20 protein-coding genes are annotated in these 21726 nt (G+C 30.1%); all 20 read left to right on the top strand.

Going from position 1 to position 21726, the window contains the following annotated elements:
• Window positions 1-21: 21 nt before the first annotated feature.
• Window positions 22-663 (top strand): DUF6000 family protein, encoded by a 642-nt coding sequence (locus tag P8625_RS01025; protein WP_279651650.1) that lies wholly within the window; start codon window positions 22-24, stop codon window positions 661-663.
• A gap of 211 nt (window positions 664-874) precedes the next feature.
• Complete coding sequence (locus P8625_RS01020) at window positions 875-1720, top strand: hypothetical protein (protein ID WP_279651649.1); 846 nt, start codon at window positions 875-877, stop codon at window positions 1718-1720.
• A gap of 179 nt (window positions 1721-1899) precedes the next feature.
• Entirely contained in the window at window positions 1900-2418 is a 519-nt protein-coding gene (locus P8625_RS01015; RefSeq protein ID WP_279651648.1) for a hypothetical protein, read from the top strand.
• Between the two features lie 151 nt (window positions 2419-2569).
• Window positions 2570-3319, top strand: coding sequence for a hypothetical protein (locus P8625_RS01010; RefSeq protein ID WP_279651647.1), 750 nt, complete (start codon window positions 2570-2572; stop codon window positions 3317-3319).
• 176 nt (window positions 3320-3495) lie between these two features.
• Window positions 3496-5346, top strand: coding sequence for an NACHT domain-containing protein (locus tag P8625_RS01005; RefSeq protein ID WP_279651646.1), 1851 nt, complete (start codon window positions 3496-3498; stop codon window positions 5344-5346).
• Between the two features lie 323 nt (window positions 5347-5669).
• Window positions 5670-6050, top strand: coding sequence for a hypothetical protein (locus tag P8625_RS01000; protein ID WP_279651645.1), 381 nt, complete (start codon window positions 5670-5672; stop codon window positions 6048-6050).
• A gap of 175 nt (window positions 6051-6225) precedes the next feature.
• A complete protein-coding gene (locus P8625_RS00995; protein ID WP_279651644.1) occupies window positions 6226-6645 on the top strand; it encodes a hypothetical protein in 420 nt (139 codons plus the stop codon).
• A 334-nt stretch (window positions 6646-6979) separates the two neighbouring features.
• Window positions 6980-8302: a caspase family protein gene (locus P8625_RS00990; RefSeq protein ID WP_279651643.1), complete on the top strand. Its 1323-nt coding sequence runs from the start codon at window positions 6980-6982 to the stop codon at window positions 8300-8302.
• 155 nt (window positions 8303-8457) lie between these two features.
• The gene (locus tag P8625_RS00985) at window positions 8458-8970 is read left to right on the top strand and encodes a hypothetical protein (protein WP_279651642.1); all 513 of its coding nucleotides are present in this window, start codon (window positions 8458-8460) and stop codon (window positions 8968-8970) included.
• Between the two features lies 1 nt (window position 8971).
• A complete protein-coding gene (locus tag P8625_RS00980; RefSeq protein ID WP_279651641.1) occupies window positions 8972-9124 on the top strand; it encodes a hypothetical protein in 153 nt (50 codons plus the stop codon).
• 161 nt (window positions 9125-9285) lie between these two features.
• Entirely contained in the window at window positions 9286-10104 is an 819-nt protein-coding gene (locus tag P8625_RS00975) for a hypothetical protein (RefSeq protein WP_279651640.1), read from the top strand.
• A gap of 155 nt (window positions 10105-10259) precedes the next feature.
• Window positions 10260-11282: a hypothetical protein gene (locus tag P8625_RS00970; RefSeq protein ID WP_279651639.1), complete on the top strand. Its 1023-nt coding sequence runs from the start codon at window positions 10260-10262 to the stop codon at window positions 11280-11282.
• 212 nt (window positions 11283-11494) lie between these two features.
• On the top strand, window positions 11495-12508 hold the full coding sequence (locus P8625_RS00965) for an alpha/beta hydrolase family protein (RefSeq protein ID WP_279651638.1): 1014 nt from the start codon (window positions 11495-11497) through the stop codon (window positions 12506-12508).
• A 413-nt stretch (window positions 12509-12921) separates the two neighbouring features.
• The gene (locus P8625_RS00960; protein WP_279651637.1) at window positions 12922-13233 is read left to right on the top strand and encodes a transposase; all 312 of its coding nucleotides are present in this window, start codon (window positions 12922-12924) and stop codon (window positions 13231-13233) included.
• Entirely contained in the window at window positions 13212-14129 is a 918-nt protein-coding gene (locus P8625_RS00955; RefSeq protein ID WP_322790526.1) for an IS3 family transposase, read from the top strand. The genes P8625_RS00960 and P8625_RS00955 overlap by 22 nt, the downstream gene beginning before the upstream one ends.
• 708 nt (window positions 14130-14837) lie before the next feature.
• Window positions 14838-15308, top strand: a complete 471-nt coding sequence (locus tag P8625_RS00950; protein WP_279651636.1) for a hypothetical protein — start codon at window positions 14838-14840, stop codon at window positions 15306-15308.
• A gap of 327 nt (window positions 15309-15635) precedes the next feature.
• A complete protein-coding gene (locus tag P8625_RS00945) occupies window positions 15636-15935 on the top strand; it encodes a helix-turn-helix domain-containing protein (protein ID WP_279651635.1) in 300 nt (99 codons plus the stop codon).
• Complete coding sequence (locus P8625_RS00940; RefSeq protein WP_279651634.1) at window positions 15928-17580, top strand: Eco57I restriction-modification methylase domain-containing protein; 1653 nt, start codon at window positions 15928-15930, stop codon at window positions 17578-17580. Before P8625_RS00945 ends, P8625_RS00940 begins: the two co-directional genes overlap by 8 nt.
• Before the next feature lies 1 nt (window position 17581).
• Window positions 17582-20377, top strand: coding sequence for an HsdM family class I SAM-dependent methyltransferase (locus tag P8625_RS00935; protein WP_279651633.1), 2796 nt, complete (start codon window positions 17582-17584; stop codon window positions 20375-20377).
• Window positions 20374-21579, top strand: a complete 1206-nt coding sequence (locus P8625_RS00930) for a DNA cytosine methyltransferase (RefSeq protein ID WP_279651632.1) — start codon at window positions 20374-20376, stop codon at window positions 21577-21579. Before P8625_RS00935 ends, P8625_RS00930 begins: the two co-directional genes overlap by 4 nt.
• Window positions 21580-21726 lie beyond the last annotated feature (147 nt).

Raw genomic sequence — 21726 nt, 5'->3', positions numbered from 1 at the left:
CTACGCAATTTGAACCACAAAATGGACGAAAAAACTAAAAAACAAATTGAATTACATTCTGCTGGAGCAACAGTTAGACATTCAAGTCCATTTGCTGAATTAAAACATTACTCGAATGAAACAGAAATAACGGCTGAATTTATCAAAAAATGGTGCGTCCCATTCTATATGTTCGGAATAAATAACTCGGAGAAATTCAACCAAAATCTTAAACCAATACGTGCTGAATTAAATACCGAAGTTGTTAAAAAATTACTTGGCGATTTTAATTGGCGAACAAGAATTGTAGGAGCCTACTTTGCTTCAATATTGGAACTGAAAAGCGTTGAAGAAATAATCGGAATTCACCTTTTAAAAAGTCAAGTTTGTTACGCTGGAAATGGTTACTGTTTAGCATTGGCGACATTTAATACAAAAAGGGGAATTCAATATCTAAAACGGTATCTTGAGTATTATCTTATTCGAAAAGACTTGCACTTTGACCAAACTGGTGTGATGTGCGCATTGAAATGGACTGACGAACTAAATGGTACAAACGAAACGGAAAATTATTTGAAATTATACAATGAGTGGAATTCCAAACCTTATGGACAAAGTTTAAAGCACTCTTTTAAAGGTTTTGAAAAACAAATGAACAACTTAAAGCTAATAAAAACTGCGTAGAACAACGTGTATAGCTCATTGCTAATCAGTTTCTTAAACCGAAGATATGGCATATTTGGAAAGTCGCCAAATTTTTAAATTTAACGATTTTAAAGAAAAAAGATAATTAGTAAAATTTAAAAATCTGGCTTGTGCTTCAACCGAAAAATTATCGCTAATTTGCACGCAACGAGCCATACACAAGACCGTTGTAAAACATTTAAAACGAACATTGAGAATACAATTTATCATACTGATTTTATTTACAAATTTTGTTATCGGACAAAAAAAAGTTACGATTGCCCAAAATGTTGTGAAGTATGAAACAAAAGACGAATTTAACCGATTTGACAACATAGCGAATGAACTAAAAAAATACAAAAGCTTTGATTTAGAAATCAACAAAAATTCAAATATTAAGATTCTAAATCAATACAGTACTGGGTTTACTGGACACACAATATCCTTTGAAATTGACAATAATCTCAACATTATAGAATCAAACTATAAATATTGGACAGATGTTCCCGAAATTGGAACTGAATACAAAGTACTTGACATTGACTTAAAATTAAATCAAAATCCGTTTAAAAAAACAAATGGATTACGAGGACAATATGAAATGAAAATTGAAAAGGTTAATGAAAATGGAGAATCATTAGAGGAAATAATATTTAAAGGAAAATTCAAATCATTCAAAGGAATTGAAAAATCATCTGCTGAATATTTATGGGCATTAGAGCAAAATAATATCTTTTATGGAATAACAAATGAAAACGGAGTTTACTTGCGACCTGATAAAATGCCCTCACTAAAATCTGACCATAAAATTTTATCTGAAAAAATAAAGAAGATCAAAGGTTACAAACCAGAGAAAATAAAGGCTTACGTAGTAATCAACGAAAATGGAAAAATAGAAAAAGAACCTTTTAGATTCTTTGGGAATTTTGGGAAATGGAGTGATGAAACTCAAAGTAAAGTCAAGAAATTACTGATTGAATTAACCGAATGGTATCCTGCCTGTATGAATGAAAAAGAAGTTAAATCTCAAATTCCGATAATAATTGGTACTGAATAAAAAACGTTTTACAACAATGGCTATAAGTAATTGCTTGAGTATGATAAGTGACAATCGGAATATTCTCCGAATATTCCTCACTTTGAGCATTTTTGCTAACTTTCATGCTTTAAGCAACTACCCATAGCCAAACACGTTGTGCGTCATTTCGCAACTGAACTAAAAATAAAAAATCACTTATGATATTGAAAAACATTTTGCCAGTAATTGTAGTGACTCTTGTAATGGGTTTACTTTTAGCTGCTTCAAAAAATAAACCAAAAAAAGATGAAATTGGAAATAGTATTTTACAACTTCCAAAACTTTACCCTATAATCGGAATTTTAGTCATAATTGGCGGAATAGGATTGATAATATTTGCATTCTTTTTCGCTAATGGAACCGACCAAGTTTTAGCTGCTGTTTGTAGTTTAATTGCAATAGTTGTCGGGTTATTATTGTTCGCAAAAGGATATATTTCTCATATAAAATTGACTGATTTAGGAATTATTGAAACAACGATGTTCGCTAAACAAAAAGAAATAAAATGGAATGAAATTAAAGATTTGACCTTTGGAAAAACCAGTTTGGAATTGAAAATAAAAAGTGCTGACAAAAATATCAAAGCGCATATGCATTTGGTTGGATTTGACGAATTAGTTTCTAAATTAGAATCGAAAACAGGTAAAACAAGAAGTCAGATTGGAATACCTGAATGAAATAAAAAAACGAACGCACAACAATGGCTATAAGTAATTGCTTGAGTCTGGTAAGCGCCTATCGGAATATTCTCCGAATATTCCTCACGTGGTGCATTTTTGCTAACTTTAGTGCTTAAAGCAACTACCCATAGCCGTAACGTTGTGTATAATGCCTGAAAACGACAAAATGCATTTTTCAAAAGAAATACAAAGTATTTTAATTCAAACTAATTCCGAAGTAGAATTGGCAAAAACAATGGATGGAATTCTACCAAATCGTTATGCATTTTTCAACAAAAATGGAAGAAGTTTTCGAGCGGAATTTGCTCAAACTGACAAGAATTTTTCAATTGTACTTTTTGAACTGACTGAAAATAAAAACTATGAACAATGTTTCGCTCGTGGAATTTTTAATGATTTAAAAAGACTGTCAAAAGTAATTGACCTTTGGGTTGGAAAACAAGAATCAATTTCCAAAATAAAATCTGAATTTAATGAACTTGAAATCTATGAAGATTTTGACCTTAAAAACCCGAATTCGGATATTGAAAAAGCTTGGAGTAAAGTCCAAAATATCTTCTTTAATGACACAAAATTTTGGGAGAATACGGAATGGAAAAACAGGTATTTGAAAATGCTACTCGGAGCAAAAAGGCATACTGAATTTAAAAAGCTGTTTCCTTTCACAAGTCATTATTGGTTAAGATTTAGTCCAAGAAAGGAATTTATATCGGAATGTTGGCCACTTGACACTTATATTGTTCCAATTCTTCACACAAATGAATTACCTCCAGAACTTGGTGATTATTATGTGTCCACTGCCGAGAATGAATATGGAAATTATTTTTCGGATTTGAATAAAGCTCTTGATTTTTATGCTTCGAAATTGAAAGAAACTGAACCAATTAAATGGAATTAAAAAATAAAAGCACTATACACAACAATGTATAACAGCAATTACGGCGGATTCGACTACGTGCGAATCCCCTCGGAATTGCGAAAGGTCAGGTTTTAAGCCGAAAATCATTAAATTTAAAACCGTAACTGCGGTTATACCAAACGTTAGGTGTAATTTGAAAACGATACTGAAATTTAATGATTGACATAGAAACAATATTTGCACAAGTTTTATTTAAAAACCTAATAGATAAAGGTATCAAAGGAGTTGACTCTTTCTTTGATAAGCAACTAGCAAATATTAATTCTAAAGCAAAAAAGAAATTAAAAACAGAAGAGTTTAACTTTTTCAAAGAAAATTATGACCTCGATATTTCTGAATCTAGCGTCATTACACATATCAAAAATAATTTAAATGCTGCTATAACTTGGTCTAATGAAATTAACTTTAGCACTGCTATATCTTCCAAAGAATTAAAAAATATTTTCGTAGATATAGATTTATATCTATCCCCTTTAAAAACACGTTTTGATACAGATGAGAAAACTGATAAAATAAGTAGCAAAAAGTTTTTAAAAGAATTCCAAAAAAACAAAATAGTTTATGGAGGAGCTGGTGCTGGTAAAACAACTTTGATTAAAAAAGTATTTAACGATTATCTAGCAAATCATAATGAGTTTGATTTTTCCTTCCCGCTTGTTATCAGATTTAGAGAATTAGATTATGAAAATCATATCAATCAAAAATCATTTGGACTATTCAAAATATTGGTTGATTTACTAGGAATACATATAAAATTTCCAGTAGAATATCTTGACGCCTTTGGATTTGAATATTATAATCTGCTTAAAAATACTGTGATATCATTCTTCAATGAGAGTAAAGTACTTCTTATTGCAGATGGATTTGATGAAATTCCTGATTCTAAATTAAAATCTAGAATTGAAAAGGAATTCCAAGAACTATCCTTAAACCTTGTTGACTCAAAATTTATTTTAACGTCCAGAAGTAATGATTTTTTGTTGCAATTAACCAACACGAACACCTATGAAATCTGTCCTTTAAATGACCGACAAATAAAATCACTAATTGGCAAATGGATTACAAATAGAAAAAAATCTAAAGACCTATTTGACAAAATCAAAGATTCACCATATTATGATACTACAATGCGACCGTTAACACTGTCTCATTTATGCGCTATTTATGAGAGAAAAAAAACTATTCCACCAAAACCGAGATATATTTATGATTTTGTTTTAAACCTTTTATTGGAGGCTTGGGACCAACAAAGAAGTATTGTACGACCTTCAAAATATGCTGATTTTTACATTGAAAAGAAAAAAGAATTTTTAGCTCATTTATCTTATTGGCTTTCATTTCATCTGGGTAGAAATGTATTCAGTAGTGATGATATTCGTAAATGTTATAATAAGATTCATAAAAGCCATAACTTACCTAGTTCTCAAGCAAAAAAAGTAGTAACTGAATTAGAAAACCATACTGGTATTTTTGTTCAAACAGGTTATAATTCTTATCAATTTTCACATAAGTCATTACAAGAATTTTTAACAGCAAAATATTTGAGTGCTTCACCAAGACTTCCCGAAGTAAAGGTGTTAAAAAACTTACCAAATGAAACAGCAATATTAATGTGTTTATCAACACATCCTAACTATTATTTTGAAGTTTTAAATAAAAATTTCAAACAATTTGATGAGCACTTTTGGGGTGTTTTTTTTAATAGACTTATAGAAGAAAAACCAGACTTTGATGAAAGTCCTGGAGCTATCGTTTTCTTTTTAAATAACATATGGCATCAAAGAGATTTAATTTTCAAAAAAGCATTTCTTAAATTGTTAGAATCTACTAATTTAAGAATTGGATTCAAGGAATTTTTTAAACTCTACGATGCTAATGGAACATTTGAAGAATGTTCGTCATACATATACAATAATATAAAAATTCCATTATCAGAAAGGAATTATTATCCTACTCAAATTTATATTGATAATGAAGTATCTGAAATAATAAAAAACTACACCTAACAATGGCTATAAGTAATTGCTGGTTCTCGACTACTTCTGAAAATCCTCGCGGATTTTCAGCTTGGTGTGTACTTGCTAAGTTTAGTACTAAACCACGCAACTACTCATAGCCGAGACGTTGTGTGTAATTTCCCACGAAATCCTAATTTTAAATAGCATATTGAGCTTATAAAAAGAATTTTATAGATTAATGTTTAAAAAATAGTATTGAAAATTATTTGAAAATATGATAAATACCTACTTATAGGTATTTTACGAGAAAATTATATTGTTAACTTTCGGAAATATTATAAAATCAAATATGAAACTTTAAATTTAATATTATGTGTGACTTTGAAAAAATTTTAGCGCCAAAAGAAATCTGCGAAATGGCAGAAGCTTTTTTAAATGAAACCGTTAAACAATTAAACATTGATTTTGACATTAAAGGCTGTTCGTATAAATGTGAATATTTTACAGTTTGTGATGTAAATGGGAATTGTAGGAGGAAAAGAGTTTGTTGGTGGCAATGTACTGGAAAAAAAATAATGCTTCCTAAAGAGATTTGTAATAAATATGACCAATTACTTGAAAGAGCAAAAGAAATTATGAAGATTGAAATCGATTTAGACGGCTGTTCTTATAAATGTGAATGGTTTACAGTTTGTGATGCAAATGGGAATTGCAAGAGAGAATTAGTTTGTTGGTGGCAGTGTACCAATTAAAAATACACTATACCGTATAAAATAATTACGTCTGAATGATTAATTAAAGGTACTTGCGTGTTTATAAAATCTGAATTTCCTTCGGAAATTCTTTGTAGGTAAACATGCAACTATTCTTATTATACCAAAGTTGTCAGTAACTTGAAAAAAATATTATATCAAAATAATTTACAATATGAAAACATTTAGTTCACTACTTCTTACCACTCTAATTATTTTAACCTCTAATTTTGACAAAAAAGAATTTTTAATTAAATGGCAGAAGCACAAGTTGAAAATCAACGAGGACGCTTCTGGTCCTGCAAAGATTACTTTTACTGTAAATGAAGATAATACACCTGTTTACTTAAGAGTAAAAAATACAAGTAATTTTCTAATAAAGAAATTTCATCTTGACTCACCTGATATTTATGGTAGAACTCAATGGAAGATAAATATTCAAAGTGGTGGTCACAATACACGGACGAGATTGAATAAAGGCACTTATGCTTTTACGATTGAAGGTGGAATTAGAACAACTATAAGAAAATACGGATTTGACATGGAGGTAGGTATTAAACAAGAAGACAAAAAAATAAATATGGTCAAAAATTGAATTAAGTTCAATTGAACTTTTGACAAATTGACAACATCTTGAAAAATTTGCTGAAAGATTTATTGAATTTAAAATTGCAATTGAAACGAACTTAAATTGAACATTAAGCATAACTTGCCTAATAATTATAAGCCAAAAGAAAAATCAAAAAGGAAATTAAAATATAGTAAGGAAATAAACTACACACAACAATGGCTATAAGTAATTGCTTGAGTATGGTGAGTGCCAATCGGAATATTCTCAGAATATTCCTCACTTTGAGCATTTTTGATAACTTTATTGCTTTAAGCAACTACCCATAGCCTAAACGTTGTGTGTAATTTGAAAAACTATTATGGATAGAAAATCTTTGGTCATTGGAATTAATAATTACTCACACTTCCCTGACTTGGATAATTGTATCAACGATTCTATTGATATTCATCATTTTTTAGAGACAAATGATTTTGACAGCAAGTTATTAGAAAATCCTAATCAATCCGAACTTATAAGAGAAATTGCAGAATTTAAGAAGAGTATAAATGAAAATACTATTTCATTAATTTATTTTTCTGGTCACGGTCTACAGGATGAAAAATATAATTACATAGTTCCATCTGATAGTGAAATAAGAATAAATGAAGATATAAAATATAATTGCATTCTTGTAGATGATTTATTGATTGAAACATCAAAAAAAAACTTACACATACTAATTTTAGATGCTTGCAGAAATAATCCATTTCAGGATGGAAAAAAAGGTATTTCATTTGGACTAGCAAAAATGGATGCACCAGCAGGAACATTAATTGCTTTCTCTACTAGTCCAAATTCAGCTTCAATTGAAAGAAAAAGTGAACGAAATGGAATTTACACGAAGCACCTGATTAAAAATTTTAATGTTCCAAATATTCCTGTTGAATTGGCATTTAAAAATACAAGAAATGATGTAATGTCAGATACAGATGAAAAACAAATTCCTTGGGAAGAATCATCCTTATTTGGTGAAAACTTTTCATTTATCACCAAAGAAGAATCAATTTCAGATGTTGAGAAAATTATAAATCAATGGATTGAGAATAAGACCGAAATTAATACTTTACAATTGTTGCCATTTCTTGAAGAACCTTTATTTAGCTTAATACCTCTTGATATTCTTCATTTAATACAATCATTAGTTCAAATTAGCTTTGACAAAGAAAGCAAAGGAATAATTCCAAAAACAACCGATGAAGGTTATCTATTTGAAAAAATTGTTGATGACCATTTACCAAGGTTTCAAAAAAGAATTGTTTTAGAGTATTCGGAAAGTGAATTTATAGATTGCACAATATTAAATGAAATTTCAATCCTCAATGACATAAATTATGGCTTTAATTGGATTGAAGAACCTGAGGACTCATTCCCGCAAATGATTTCGAATGAAATAGAATATGACGGAAAAATTGGGATTTTAAGTTGCTTTTTAACAATAGAAGATAATGAACATTACCTAAAACCTATAATCATATTTAAAGAAAATCCATTAACTTTTATCAATTATTCAATATTGACCGGTAAAAAGGCTGAAGAATTTTTAAATTGCTTTTTTGAAAAAAGAAAACCGTATGAAAAGGAAATTCCAGACCCAACTTTTGGAATAGGACTTTCAATGGACGACCTGTTTGAAGATAATTAAAACTACACACAACAATGGCTATAAGTAATTGCTTGTTCTCGACTACTTCTGAAAATCCTCGCGGATTTTCAGTTAGGTGTGTACTTGCTAAGTTAACCGCTAAACCACGCAACTACTCATAGCCGAGACCGTTGGCTGTAATTTGAACCAAGAAAATGAGAAAAAAGAAAAAACATAAAGAGGAATTTCCAAAAGACAATAATTGTCAAATTCTTGCTTTAAAATCAAGAGAATTACTTAACGACCAAATAAATTCTGTTGACACAAATAATAGTAAAGCTGGGACTTTCATTTCAATTTCATCTCTTTTTATTCCATTAGCATTTTCTTTATTTGAAAAATTTGAATTATCAATTGTTTGGATACTTATATTTTTCATTCCAATAATTTTAAATCTAATCGGATTATATTTTTTAGTAAAAGCATTATTTCCACGAAAAATTTATCACGGAATCAACTTTAATGAATTTCAACCTCTACTCGAAAAGTCAGAAGATGAAATTTATCTTTTTGAGATTGGAATAAATAAAGATTCGTTTAATGACAATAAAAAAACAATAAATGAACAAAACAAAAATTTAAAAACTGGCTTAAGTATTATTTTTTTAAGTGCTGGAGTTTTGACTTTGATAATTTTTGTAAATTTAATAATTACAAATTGTAACTAAAATGGCTAAAAACAATAACAACGGAAATTCTAGCAGCAATAATTCTAATAATAATAATTCAGGAAATAGCTCTAGACAAATTCCAACAACAAATCCTTCTCAAAGGTCTACTATTGACAAAGGAAAGAACGGAAATAATATTACGAAAAAATAAAAACTACAGCCAACACCGTATAAGAATAATTGCGGTTTAGTACTTAATCAAAGGTCGTTGCGTGTTTGTAACGTCTGACTTTCCTTCGGAAAATCCTCGCATACAAACCCCCAACTATTCTTATACATAAACGTTATAGCCAATTACAGACAATTATAAATATGAAAAAAGAAAAAAACTTATTGAATTCAATATTTCTGCTTTCTATTTTGACCTTATTGATTTCATGTAATAATTATTCGAACCAAAACATCAAAGTCATATCACCAAGTGACACATTATATGGAGATCTTTATATCGGAGAAAACTCTTCTCCCACAAAATATTCTCCAAATGGATATTATATACAAGCTATAAAGCCAGAATATGGAATTTGGCAAAGACTACAAATCAATAATACCGAAAAAAATATAGAACCTGACATATTCTTTCATGAAGATAGGGTAAATCATAGTTACATATACGATTCATTAACTGTTGGTTTATATAATGTTAAATATTTGTCTGAATTGAATGATACTATTGAACAAATAATAGATTTTAATCAAAGTATAAGACTAGAATTTCCAGCTAAGCTAGAAAAATATTATAAGAAAAAGAAAATCAAAGATTTTGAAATGGGTATGTTCTCAAAAAATGACACATTACAATTTCTTTTTTTAAACAAAGGTTGTTTTGGTGGATCTCCTCCTACTTTAATAGAGTTTTTTTTCAACAAAAAAAATGAAATAGTTTACAAGGAAAGAATTATTGATGAATCTAGATTTCAAACTTGGTTATATTCTGAAAACTCAGACTATAAAGAAAATCTTAATAATTTTATCAATAGTCTTAAAGAGCTAGATGAAAACGATGAAAACTTATGCTCTTCCGAAGATGATTATGTTTTTAGAATAAAAGGAACTAATACAATTTACTGTCTGAAAGATAAATCTTGTAGACTTATGAGAGCGATCTCAAAATTGATGAAAAATAAATAACTGGCTATAACAAGGTGTATAATTAATTGCGGCTGAATTTCCTCGCCCGAAATTCAATCTTATTAATTATCTTTCCGCAACATCGGAAAACGACTCGCGTCTTTTTCTCGCAAAAAATCATACACAAATACGTTGTAAGTCATTAAAGCAAACCTATGAACAAAACCATAAATATTCAGAAAAACCTAATAATTTTCGGAATACCATTATTAATAATCGGAATAATGGTGTTCATTACGAAATCAAATATATTTAGTACAAATCCGAGTACTTTATCTATTGGAATAACATTTGATTTATTGTTAACTGTACCACTCGTATATCTTCTATTAATTAGAAAAACAAATATCCCAAAAACAACAGTAGTACCATTCTTAATTGTTGGTATTATTATTTGTTCGCTAATACTTCCAACTGAAAATCATTATTATCTAAACCTTTTTAAGACTTGGGTACTTCCAATCGTGGAACTATCAATTTTATTTTTTGTTATCTTCAACATTCGGAAAGCAATAAAACGATATAAACTAAACAAGACAGAATCCTTTGATTTTTTCACAACTTTAAAAAGTACTTGTTATGAAATACTTCCAAAAGGAGCTGTTATTCCTATTGTAACCGAAATTGCCGTTTTCTACTACGGATTTGTTCATTGGAAAAAAAGAAAGTTGAAAGACAATGAGTTTACTTATCACAAAGACAGCGGAACGGTTCCTCTATTAATTGCAATTATATTGATAATAACTATAGAAACTATTACACTACATATTTTATTAGCAAAATGGAATACTGCGGTTGCTTGGATTTTAACTTTTTTTAGTATTTATTCTGGCATTCAAATTTTCGGATTTTTAAAATCAATGCTTAAAAGACCAATATCAATTGAAAACAACAAACTGTTCCTTCGATATGGAATTATGAACGAAACGACTATTGATTTAGCAGACATTGACAGTATCAAAATTTCATCAAAAGATATAGAATTGAACACAGAAACTCGGAAACTATCATTTTTGGGAGAGTTGGAAAGCCATAATATTATCATCAAATTAAAAGAAGAAAATGTATTGATTGGACTATATGGAATTAAACGAACATATAAGAATTTAGCATTACACGTTGACAATAAAATTGAATTTAAGAATCGAATAAATAACGCCTTACAACAATGGCTATAAGTAATTGCTTGAGTACGGTAAGTGCCAATCGGAATATTCTCCAAATATTCCTCAATTGGTGCATTTTTGCTAGCTTTAGTACTTTAAGCAACTACCCATAGCCGAGACGTTGGCAATAATTAAAGAGTCCGTTAAAAAATCACTAATTAACAGTTCATTAATATTGCGACCGTTTCATATTTATATTTTTGATTTTAATTTAAAACCTTATAATGAAAAAAGTGTCAATCATATTATTTCTTTTTATTTCAAACTTTATTTTTTCTCAAGGAGAATTCAATAATGAAAAGGAAATTAAGAACATTCAAAACTATAACATTGAAGAAATAAGTAAAAAAGTAAATGAAACAATTACAATTTTCGGAACATTATTTACACCAAAATCTGACTATAATAAAATACTTGTAATCGTATCTGGAACAGGAAAAATATCTCAAAAAGCTCATAATTACTTAACCGAGTATATGCTTGAAAATAATATTGGAGTTTTTAAATTTGACAAAAGAGGAGTAGGAAAATCAACAGGAGAATATAATGACCAACCAAAAATTTACACGAGTGATTTCATTGAAATATATAGAGAGTTTGAAAAATCAAAATTTACAAAAAACAAAAAAATAGGCTTTTTAGGTCACAGTTTGGGTGGAATAGTTACAACTTTATCAATTGAACAGAAAATAAAACCTGATTTTCTAATTCAATGGTCAGCACCAATTGGAAAACCAAGAGAATTATTAAAATATCAAATTGAGAATGGAATTAAAAATTATGACAATTTAATAATTGGAAAAAACACTGAAGAGCGAATAAATGCTTTAAATTATGTTTATCAATTGATAGATAAGAATCCAAATAAAACTGCTTGGGAACTATGGAAAATCGGAAAAAAAGAATCTAAAAAAATAAACGTTAACAAAAAGTCTTTTTCTAATTACCTAATGCCTCATAATGTTGAATTTGCTCGAATTGATAATACAAAAACATATCAAAATATTGACTTTCCTACTTTGGTAATTATTGGAAAAGAAGACATTTTAGTCGACCCAATACAAAGTAAAAAAGAATTGAATAAAATTGCAAACTCTAATATTGAATTCAAAGAAATCGGAAAGTTAAACCACTTTATGACAAAAAAAGGAACTAATCAACTAACAAATGAAATTTATAATGTTGACGCTTCATTTAAAGAATATTTAGTGAATTGGATAATCGAACTAAAAAAATAACTATTGCCAACACCGTGTATAATTAATTGCTTTGGTCGTTACCTATTTTGAAAATTCCTACGGAATTTTCTCTGGCAAGTTTTTGTTTACTAAATTAGTGGCTTAACCACGCAACTAACCATACACCAAACGTTACCTACAAGTGCTCCGAAAAGTCGAACTGAACTAATTTTCAGCTGATTTAAAAGCGGAAAAAAACAAGATTTAATTCTAACGAAAGAATTAAGAACTTGAGCAGAAAATAATACCTAATCAACAATTGAGATTAGAATCGAAGCCGAAAACCAGTCGAAGCCGAAAATAACTCGGCCAGAATTTTGAGCTGAAAAAGCAAAAGTTTGAGCGGAATTATATTTTAGCCCCCAATAAGTTCGGAGTACTATTTTAAATTTCAAATTAATACATTTGAAATTATGAGATATAAGAAATGGACCTTAGAACAGAAGTTAGAAATATTAGCTAGTTCTGAAGAGATAGGTATAGTAGAAGCCTGTCGTAAATATAGTGTTAGTACTGGCACTTTCTATAGTTGGAAAAAGAAGTTTGAGCATAAAGGAGAAGCTGGATTGAAGGTTACCTACAATACCAAAAGTAAAGAACTTAAAGCTACAGAGGAAGAAAATCGTGTATTGCGAAAGTTACTTAGTGATAAAGAAATAGAACTAGAGGTACAGCGAGAACTCTTAAAAAAAAAGTTTGGGACATCAGATCTAAGAAAGATTTAGTAGATGTAACCTATGAAAAGCACAAGTGTAGCAAGACAAAAATTATAAAAATAGTGGGTATTGTTGAGAGTAGTTATTATAGAGTTCCTAGCGGTGGCAAAAAAGGAAATAAGCCATCTAGACAAACCTTTCACAATACAAAAGGTTTTGTGTCACAAGATGTCCTAGTAACTTCTATAAAGGAGATCTTACAGCACGAGTTTATAGATTGTGGATATCGATTAATGACTAGCTATTTGAATAGAGATGGTTACACTATCAACCATAAAAAGCTATACAGAATTATGAAAGAAGAAGGATTGTTAAAGCTTTGCAACAGAATAGATAGAAGTGGTTCTGGACGTAAATTTGTAAAATTCAGAAAGGTTCAAACCAATAGACCATTAGAATGCTTAGAAATGGATATAAAGATGGTTTGGATACCTAGTGAAGGCAAAAACGCTTACTTACTCTCTGTAATTGACGTTCACACACGCAGAATATTAAAGGATTATTTTTCATTTACTATTAAACAAAACAATGTAATAGCACTGCTATCAGAGTTATTTGAAGATTATGAATATCCTAATAACGTGGTCATTAGAAGTGATAATGGCAGTCAATTTATAGCAAAAAAAGTACGTGAATATTTAGGTTTAATCGGAGTCCAACAAGAGTTTACACATATTGCCACACCAGAAGAGAACGCACATATTGAAGCCTATCACGGCATATTAAAAAAAGAAGTTTTTAAAAGGTTCGATTATCAATACTTTGGTGAAATAGAACAGATACTAAAGCGTTACCTGAAATTTTATAACAATAGAAGACTTCACGACCTATTGGGACGCATAACTCCAATGGAAAAATGGAATGCAGATGAACATCTAATTACTATGAAAAAATTAACAGCTTAACTAATAATCGAAATTTGAAAGATTACTCTTGTTTTATAGGGGTCAAAACAAATTAAATACCTAAATGAATAATAAAAATCTACGAAATAAATTGAATACCGAACTGAGCCGGATTTAGCTGACTTGTCGCACCAAATAGGTAACAATGGCTATAGTTCATTGCTGCTGATTTTCCTATCGGAAAATCCTCAGACATGAACAATTAGGTTCAGTTATTTTTTAGTAAATTAGTGCTCAAACAACGCAACGAAACTATAGCCGGGGCCGTTACCTACAAGTGCTCCGAAAAAATTGACCTGAACTACTTTGCGGTTGATTTGAAAGCTGAAAAAAGCAAGATTTAGTTCTAAAAAAAATCAAAAGTTGGAGCAGAAAATAATGTCGAATCCACAATGGAGTTCGAAACCGAAGCCGAAAAACCAGTCGAAGCAGAAAATAATGCGGGCAAAATTTTGCGCTGAAAAAGCAAAATTTTGAACGGAATTAAATGTAAACCGAATAAAAGAATCTACTAAATAAATTGAACACCGAACTGAGTCGGATTTAGCTGACTTGTCGCACCAAGTAGGTAACAATGGCTATAGTTCATTGCTGCTGATTTTCCTATCGGAAAATCCTCAGACATGAACAATTAGGTTCAGTTATTTTTTAGTAAATTAGTGCTCAAACAACGCAACGAAACCATAGCCCGAAACGTTACCTACAATTATGAAAAAAATTCCGTTTTTGATTTTAACTTTGATTTTTATTTCAAGTTGTGAGTTTAACTCAAACAAACTGGAGTGGAATAAATTGAATGATGAAATAGTTGAAAAGGATAAGCAAATTTCTGAACTAAAAAAGAGAATAAAGGATTTAGAAAAAGGCACTAAAAACACTCAATCTTCAGATTATTATCGCTTCGTGGAATCTTCTAACTCTGAAATAAATGTTGCGGAAAGATTGAAAAGCGGAGAACGGAAATTAATTGACAAAAAGGTTTTTAAAGACACTTTAGATATATCAGATAATTTTTTCGTTTATAAACATACATCTGAAATCACTCAAACGTCTGAATTGGAATTTGAATCAGTCCTTCGTGATTTTGACCAAGTTAAATCGGAATATGGGAATGACTTTTTTGTGAGAGTAATGACTTTTTATAATGGGCAAAGTTTACCTCTCGAAACTGAAGTATGAAATTAAAGCTGAATAAAAAACACTATGCACAACAACGGCTATAGTTCATTACGGCTGAATTTCCTAATCGGAATATCGAGCCTTTTTGCTAAATTTATGGTTACGGCGGAATGATACTCGCTTACCATTCCGTAACGAAACCATAGCCAAAACCGTTGTACACAAGCTGAAAAGCCAGCCGCACATTTTAGCACATTTGGTTTTTGCCGACACAAAAGCCAAAACTTAAAAAACCAAAAGAGCTAAAATCTTTCCAACGCTTCTGAATACATTTCCGAAAAATATTATTAGATTTGACCTTAAATAGTCAAGTCTAAATTTGGTAAAATGACACTCGGACAAAAAATCAAAGAATTACGAGAATCTTCTGGAATGTTTCAAAGACAGCTTGCCGCTATTCTTAAAATTGGAGACGGATACTTAAGTAAAGTTGAGAACGACCAAAAAGCAATTAAACGTGAACATCTGAAAACTATTAGTGAAACTTTCAATTTCTCATTTGAGGAACTGGAAGCTCTGTGGATTGCTACTAAAATTTATGACATTGTTAAAAATGAAAAAGAAGGTTTAAATGCATTGAAAGCCGCAGAAGAACAGATTAAATATAAAACTATAAAAAATGATTAATACAATTTCAGAACCATATAAAGTTGATGAACTTGTTCAATCATTTGAAGAACAATTAGAATTATTTTTTTCAAAAGATTTTGAAACTATGGCTAAAAAGCCTGAAAAAAATGAAAATTTAGGGCAAGTATTCACCTCTCCTATTCTTGCTAAATTTATGATTAGTTTATTAAAAGAGAATATTAGTTCAAAATCTAAAATTCTTGACCCTTGTATTGGTCCGAACACTTTTTTCAAAGCTCTACCTAAAGAAGTTTCAGATTGCTATCTAAAAGGAGTAGAAATTGATGAAAATTTAATTAATGAGGAAATTAAGAATTTTTATAATGAAGCCAAAAGGACTCTAATTCAAGGAAGTTTTTTTGATTTAGACTCTACAGAGAAGTTCGACTTAATAATTCAAAACCCTCCTTATGTCAGACAAGAGTTATTAGCAAATGGAGTGAATTCAAAATCAAACATAAAAAACGAACTATTATCAAGTTTTTCAACTGTTCCTTCTCAATCAAATTTGTATATCTATTTTTTGCTTAAAAGTATTTTACATCTGAAGGAAAATGGAATAATGGTAGCCGTAATTTATGACAGTTGGCTTTATAGTAGTTTCGGTATCTTTTTAAAAGAATCATTTCTAAAATTAGGACATTTAACAAGTATTTATCACTTTAAGAAAAGTGCCTTTGATAATGCAGAAGTTGGAGCAACAGTAATCAAGTTTGTTAAAACTAAAAATAGTCGAAAATCAACTGCATATTACTCTTTAAATGACTTAAACGATTTAAAAACATATAATGGATTAACGGATAAAGCACATAATCTCCGCCCAAAGGAATTATTAAGCTATTCTTTTAACAATTCCAGCATAATCAATTTTAAATCAAAACTATTTAAAACACTTAGCTCCATTGTTTCTAAACCTATTCAACGTGGCACTTCAGCAATTGTAAATAATCACTTCATTTTTTCCGAAAAAAAATATCCAGAGCTTAAACCTATAGTTAAGAATATTTCTAGAATAAAGACATATAATGTTACTAAAGAAAATGCGTATATATTGGCTGTGAATGGTTCTATTTCTGATGTGACCAAAGAATATTTAGATTCTGTAAAAAACAAGATTCTTAACACTTCATCCGATAAATATAAAGCGGTAAAGCGAGATATTACACAAAATAAAGATTGGTACACGATAAAATTAAAATCGGCTGGAAATTTTATTTTCAATTACTATTTAAGGAACAATATCGATTTTATCTACAACCCAAATAAACATCTTTCTTCTGATAATTTCTATTCTGTAAATATTGAACAATCAGAGTTAGCTTATCTAGCAATATTAAACTCATCATTTACTAGACTGAGTATTTTAAATAACTCTAGAAGTCAAGGAAACGGTTTAAGAAAAATACAACTTTATGAATTTAAAGAGATTAAAGTCGTTGGTATAAATAGCATTTCAAGTCAATCCGTTAATGAATTAGAAAAGTTAGGTAAATCATTAATGATTACAAATAGATATGACAACCAACAAAATAAAATAATTGAGCAAATCGATTCTATTTTATTAAATGAATATAACAAATACAGTAATTCTTCTATCGGGATTGAGGAATTAAAAAATGAATTAAAAGAGTATATAAAATAGTATGACAAACATTTGGTATAATTCAGATGAAGTAAGTGTTTTTCAACCTGCGGTTGAATTTGCTCTAAATAACGCTTTAATAAGTTGTGGCTATGACGGAATAGCTGAAGTTGTTCACAATCCTAAAATACCAAATAGCTCTACTATTCCTGATTGTGCTATTAGATTAAAAGCAACTCAACGTTTTGTTTTCATTGTAGAAGTAAAGAGAACTCAAAGAGATGTTGAATCACAAAGGTACCAAAACCAATCACGTTCCTATGTAACAGATTTTGGAGCTCATTGGGAACCTAATTATCACAAATACTTTTGTGTGACCAACATTGAAAGGTTAGTTTTATTCGCAGACAGAAATGGTGTTCCTTTAACAAATTGCATACTAAAAGGTAACCCAAGACAACATTCGCTTTTCAACCCAGTAAATCACGATGCAACCGCATCGATTGCAGAACTTCAAGCGACCTTTGAAAATATTTTACCGAACATTTTCAATAGAGTTGCACCTGATTGGGACAACAACTGGCACCTTGTAATTGAAAGTTTTTACAACAATTATATTGCATTAAAAAACACATTGGGCTATCCCGAAGAAGTTAAAAAAGAACTAACACTTTATGAGCTTTTTAGATTACTTGCTTACGCCTACTTGAAAGATTTTTATACCCAAACTGGAAATGCAAATGCGGCACACTTTCATAATTATCCATCGAATACCGCAACTTTACCTCAATTCACAAACAACTTAGCGAACAATTATAACAGAATCATTCAGCTAGATTTCAGACAGATTTTTATTGACCACCCAAATCAAGGACAGCGCCTTTTCCCTGATAATTTTTCTGTAAACTATTTGCAATATTTCAAGGATTTGATTCAGTGTTTTGTTCAACATAATAGCAACGCTGTTGCTGATAATCCATCACCTTCATACGTGTTTAATCTTCTTACTTCAAAAATTTATATTAAAGAAGAATTACACAGCAAAGGAAAAATAATGTCGGATGCCGAATTATCAAACTTGCTTGCGACTTTATGTATTGATTCTCTTGACGCAACGGTACTAGACCCGGGATGTGGTGATGGTGCATTATTAGATGCCGCTTATGACCAAATTAGCTTACTTACTTCTACCGCAAACCAAGTCAAAACTCATAATCAAATTCTGAATCAAATAGATGGTATTGAGATTGACCCATTCCTTTCTCAATTATCTGCTTTTAGATTACTTTCTAAAAATCTTGCACAGGTAAACAATTCCACTACTGCAAATATTTCAATTGGTGATGTATTCCAAAATCCAAGAGCAAATCATTATGATACGGTGTTAATGAATCCACCGTTTTTACGAAATGATAATCCTGATGCCCCAATAACAATTGCTGATAAGACAAAAATGAGAGGAGCCATAACTGGGCAAGGGTTGAATTATTTTGTTTCAAATGCTTCACAACCCAATCTTTATTTTTATTTCACAAACTATATCTGGCATTACTTAAGAAATAATGGCAAAGCAGGAATTATCTTAATGACAAAATTCCTGAATAACAAAGATGGTGAACATTTGAAGCGTTTTATTTCAGACAAAGTTGAAGCTATTATTTCCTATCCAAGGAAATATTTTCAAGAGTTTGATGTAACAACAGTTATTGTGATTTTGAAGAAAGGAAACAATTCAGCAAATGTTTCTTTCGTAAGAGTATCAGATGAAAATATATTGCTTAACCCTGATAACCTGAAAACAATCCTGGCCTTAAATACTGATACAACAACCGCAGGATTCAAATTGAGAGTTGTTCCAAGAAATACTTTAATTGCAACAGATAATTGGCGACAGTATCTTAATGACAACAAGTATGATAACTTCTCAAACTTAAACTGTTTAGTCAATATTGAACACCATTTTGAAAAGGTTAATAGAGGTAATTCTGAAAATGATGGAGGAGCGAAACTAATTTACCCCACTAAAGATTTAGCTTCAAACAGTTATTTTGGAAATGGTAGTAAACCAAACGAAAACAGAATAGATATTCCAAATTCATTAAACAATTACATCGGCTATGGAATTAAGAATAATGATGTAAGAAGAAACTATATTTTCGAAGTATCAGATTTAGAATACGATTTAGCCTTTCATTTCCCTGGTAAAGCAGATAACTCATCAAACAATCTGATTCCTTCTGCACTTGCAGGAAGTCTTGATTTAAATAATTTTTACAATACGTGTAATACTGATTTTGGAAACTTAAAATGGAAAAGAATAATAAATAATTCCGTCAACCACACCTATAGTCCTAAAATAATAATACCTAGAGCTGACCGAACAAAGCATTGCGTTTATTTCAATCCATTAAATTCTAATTTCACACTTTCAACAAACTTTTTCTATTGCGATGACTTGAAAAATAGAAATCCAAATGCAACAGACGAAGAGCAATATAAATTCATCACTGCATTTTTACTTTCCGCATTTGGTCAAATTCAATTTGAATTAAACGCAAATAATCAAGAGGGATTAAGAAAATTGGAGGGATTTCAAATTAAAAAATTCAGAATACCAGACTTGACACAGTTTACCCAAGCTGAAATATTATCAGTAGTTGCAGTCTTTGAATCGCTCAATGTTACAAATCCAGATTTTAGTGGTGATGAAGGATTAACAACTCCAAGAAGAAATCTTGACTTAGCCATTGGTAACATTATTTTCCCAAAGGACAATTTGGGATTTGCAACTGCTGGAGAAATGGTAGATTATTTTGAATTATTCCTGGCAGACTTAGTAGAAGACAGAAGATTATGAGAAAAAATAAAATTAAGGTAATAGGCTTGTTTTCAGGCTGTGGTGGTTTAGATTTAGGATTTAAACAAGCAGGCTATGATATCATTTGGGCTAATGACATATTGGAAGATGCTTGTGAAACTTATAAACTTAATATTGGTAATCATATTATCAATGAAGACATTACTAAAATTAACTTAGAAACAATTCCAAGTGCAGATGTAATAATTGGCGGTCCTCCTTGCCAAGGATTCTCGGGAATCGGTAAAAGGAACCCAAATGATGATAGGTCTGCATTAGTTTATTCTTATTTAGAAGTAGTAAATAAAATTCAGCCCAAAATATTCTTATTTGAAAATGTAACAGGTATAAAATCTTCAAAAGCTTCTGATGGTTCTAAAGTAATTGACAATCTAAAAAAAGCATTCGAAGATATTGGCTATCATATAAATATTTACACTTTAAATGCAGCTGACTATGGTGTTCCACAAAAACGAAAGAGAGTTTTCATCATAGGAAATAAATTAGGTTCAGATATTACTGCACCAACTCAAACTCATTTTGAGAATGTTCCTAACAAAAAACAATGGATTTCGTCATTTGAGGCAATTTCAGATTTAGAATCTCCAACAGAAAATGGAAATATTAAATATAAACAAGAGCCTATTTGTGACTACCAATCATTAATGCGTAAAAACTCAAATGAAACAACTTTACAGATTACACCATATTCTAGTCCGACAGACAAAGAAATAATTAAACACGTAAAACCTGGTGGAAATTATATGGATATTCCCGATGAAGTTTCCACTAAACGTATAATGTATTTTAAAAGCACTGGAGGAAGAACTACTACTTATGGTAGACTTGACCCTGAAAAACCTAGTTACACTTTGAATACACATTTTAACAGACCAAATATTGGATGTAATATTCACTATAGTGAAGATAGAATGATTACAATTAGGGAAGGTCTAAGGTTTCAATCTTTTCCTGATGATTTTCATTTGATATCTAAAACAAAGAGAAACTATTACGTTCAAGTCGGAAATGCAGTTCCTCCTTTATTATCAAAAGCTTGGGCTGAACATTTATTGGAATATTTGATTGAAAAGCCAAACGCTAAAGCCATACACATTGCCAAGTCGCTCAAAAACCAGCCACACAAGCCAAAACTTGTCAAAGAGTATGACTTTGCCAACGCTGAAAACCAACCTGAATGAAAAAAAGCCAGTGTACAACAATGTATAAAAATAATAGCGGTTTAGTCGTTAAAACTAAAGTAAGTAAATATAAAGAAGGTCAGTGTTTAGCCGAAAAGTAAGTGAGTAAAATCCGCTACTATTCTTATACGAGACCGTTAGCTTGCA

This window comes from Tenacibaculum tangerinum (genome assembly GCF_029853675.1).
Lineage (GTDB): Bacteria > Bacteroidota > Bacteroidia > Flavobacteriales > Flavobacteriaceae > Polaribacter > Polaribacter tangerinum_A.
This window is presented reverse-complemented; position numbering and strand designations above follow the sequence as displayed.

Excerpts from the sequence above, each read along its gene's own strand:
- P8625_RS00975 (WP_279651640.1), top strand. The coding sequence starts at position 9,286 with ATGAAAAAAGAAAAAAACTTATTGAATTCAATATTTCTGCTTTCTATT.
- P8625_RS00985 (WP_279651642.1), top strand. The coding sequence starts at position 8,458 with ATGAGAAAAAAGAAAAAACATAAAGAGGAATTTCCAAAAGACAATAAT.
- P8625_RS00935 (WP_279651633.1), top strand. The coding sequence starts at position 17,582 with ATGACAAACATTTGGTATAATTCAGATGAAGTAAGTGTTTTTCAACCT.
- P8625_RS01025 (WP_279651650.1), top strand. The coding sequence starts at position 22 with ATGGACGAAAAAACTAAAAAACAAATTGAATTACATTCTGCTGGAGCA.
- P8625_RS01015 (WP_279651648.1), top strand. The coding sequence starts at position 1,900 with ATGATATTGAAAAACATTTTGCCAGTAATTGTAGTGACTCTTGTAATG.
- P8625_RS00950 (WP_279651636.1), top strand. The coding sequence starts at position 14,838 with ATGAAAAAAATTCCGTTTTTGATTTTAACTTTGATTTTTATTTCAAGT.
- P8625_RS00970 (WP_279651639.1), top strand. The coding sequence starts at position 10,260 with ATGAACAAAACCATAAATATTCAGAAAAACCTAATAATTTTCGGAATA.
- P8625_RS00965 (WP_279651638.1), top strand. The coding sequence starts at position 11,495 with ATGAAAAAAGTGTCAATCATATTATTTCTTTTTATTTCAAACTTTATT.
- P8625_RS00990 (WP_279651643.1), top strand. The coding sequence starts at position 6,980 with ATGGATAGAAAATCTTTGGTCATTGGAATTAATAATTACTCACACTTC.
- P8625_RS00940 (WP_279651634.1), top strand. The coding sequence starts at position 15,928 with ATGATTAATACAATTTCAGAACCATATAAAGTTGATGAACTTGTTCAA.
- P8625_RS00980 (WP_279651641.1), top strand. The coding sequence starts at position 8,972 with ATGGCTAAAAACAATAACAACGGAAATTCTAGCAGCAATAATTCTAAT.
- P8625_RS00930 (WP_279651632.1), top strand. The coding sequence starts at position 20,374 with ATGAGAAAAAATAAAATTAAGGTAATAGGCTTGTTTTCAGGCTGTGGT.
- P8625_RS00960 (WP_279651637.1), top strand. The coding sequence starts at position 12,922 with ATGAGATATAAGAAATGGACCTTAGAACAGAAGTTAGAAATATTAGCT.
- P8625_RS01010 (WP_279651647.1), top strand. The coding sequence starts at position 2,570 with ATGCCTGAAAACGACAAAATGCATTTTTCAAAAGAAATACAAAGTATT.
- P8625_RS00995 (WP_279651644.1), top strand. The coding sequence starts at position 6,226 with ATGAAAACATTTAGTTCACTACTTCTTACCACTCTAATTATTTTAACC.
- P8625_RS01005 (WP_279651646.1), top strand. The coding sequence starts at position 3,496 with ATGATTGACATAGAAACAATATTTGCACAAGTTTTATTTAAAAACCTA.
- P8625_RS00945 (WP_279651635.1), top strand. The coding sequence starts at position 15,636 with ATGACACTCGGACAAAAAATCAAAGAATTACGAGAATCTTCTGGAATG.
- P8625_RS01000 (WP_279651645.1), top strand. The coding sequence starts at position 5,670 with ATGTGTGACTTTGAAAAAATTTTAGCGCCAAAAGAAATCTGCGAAATG.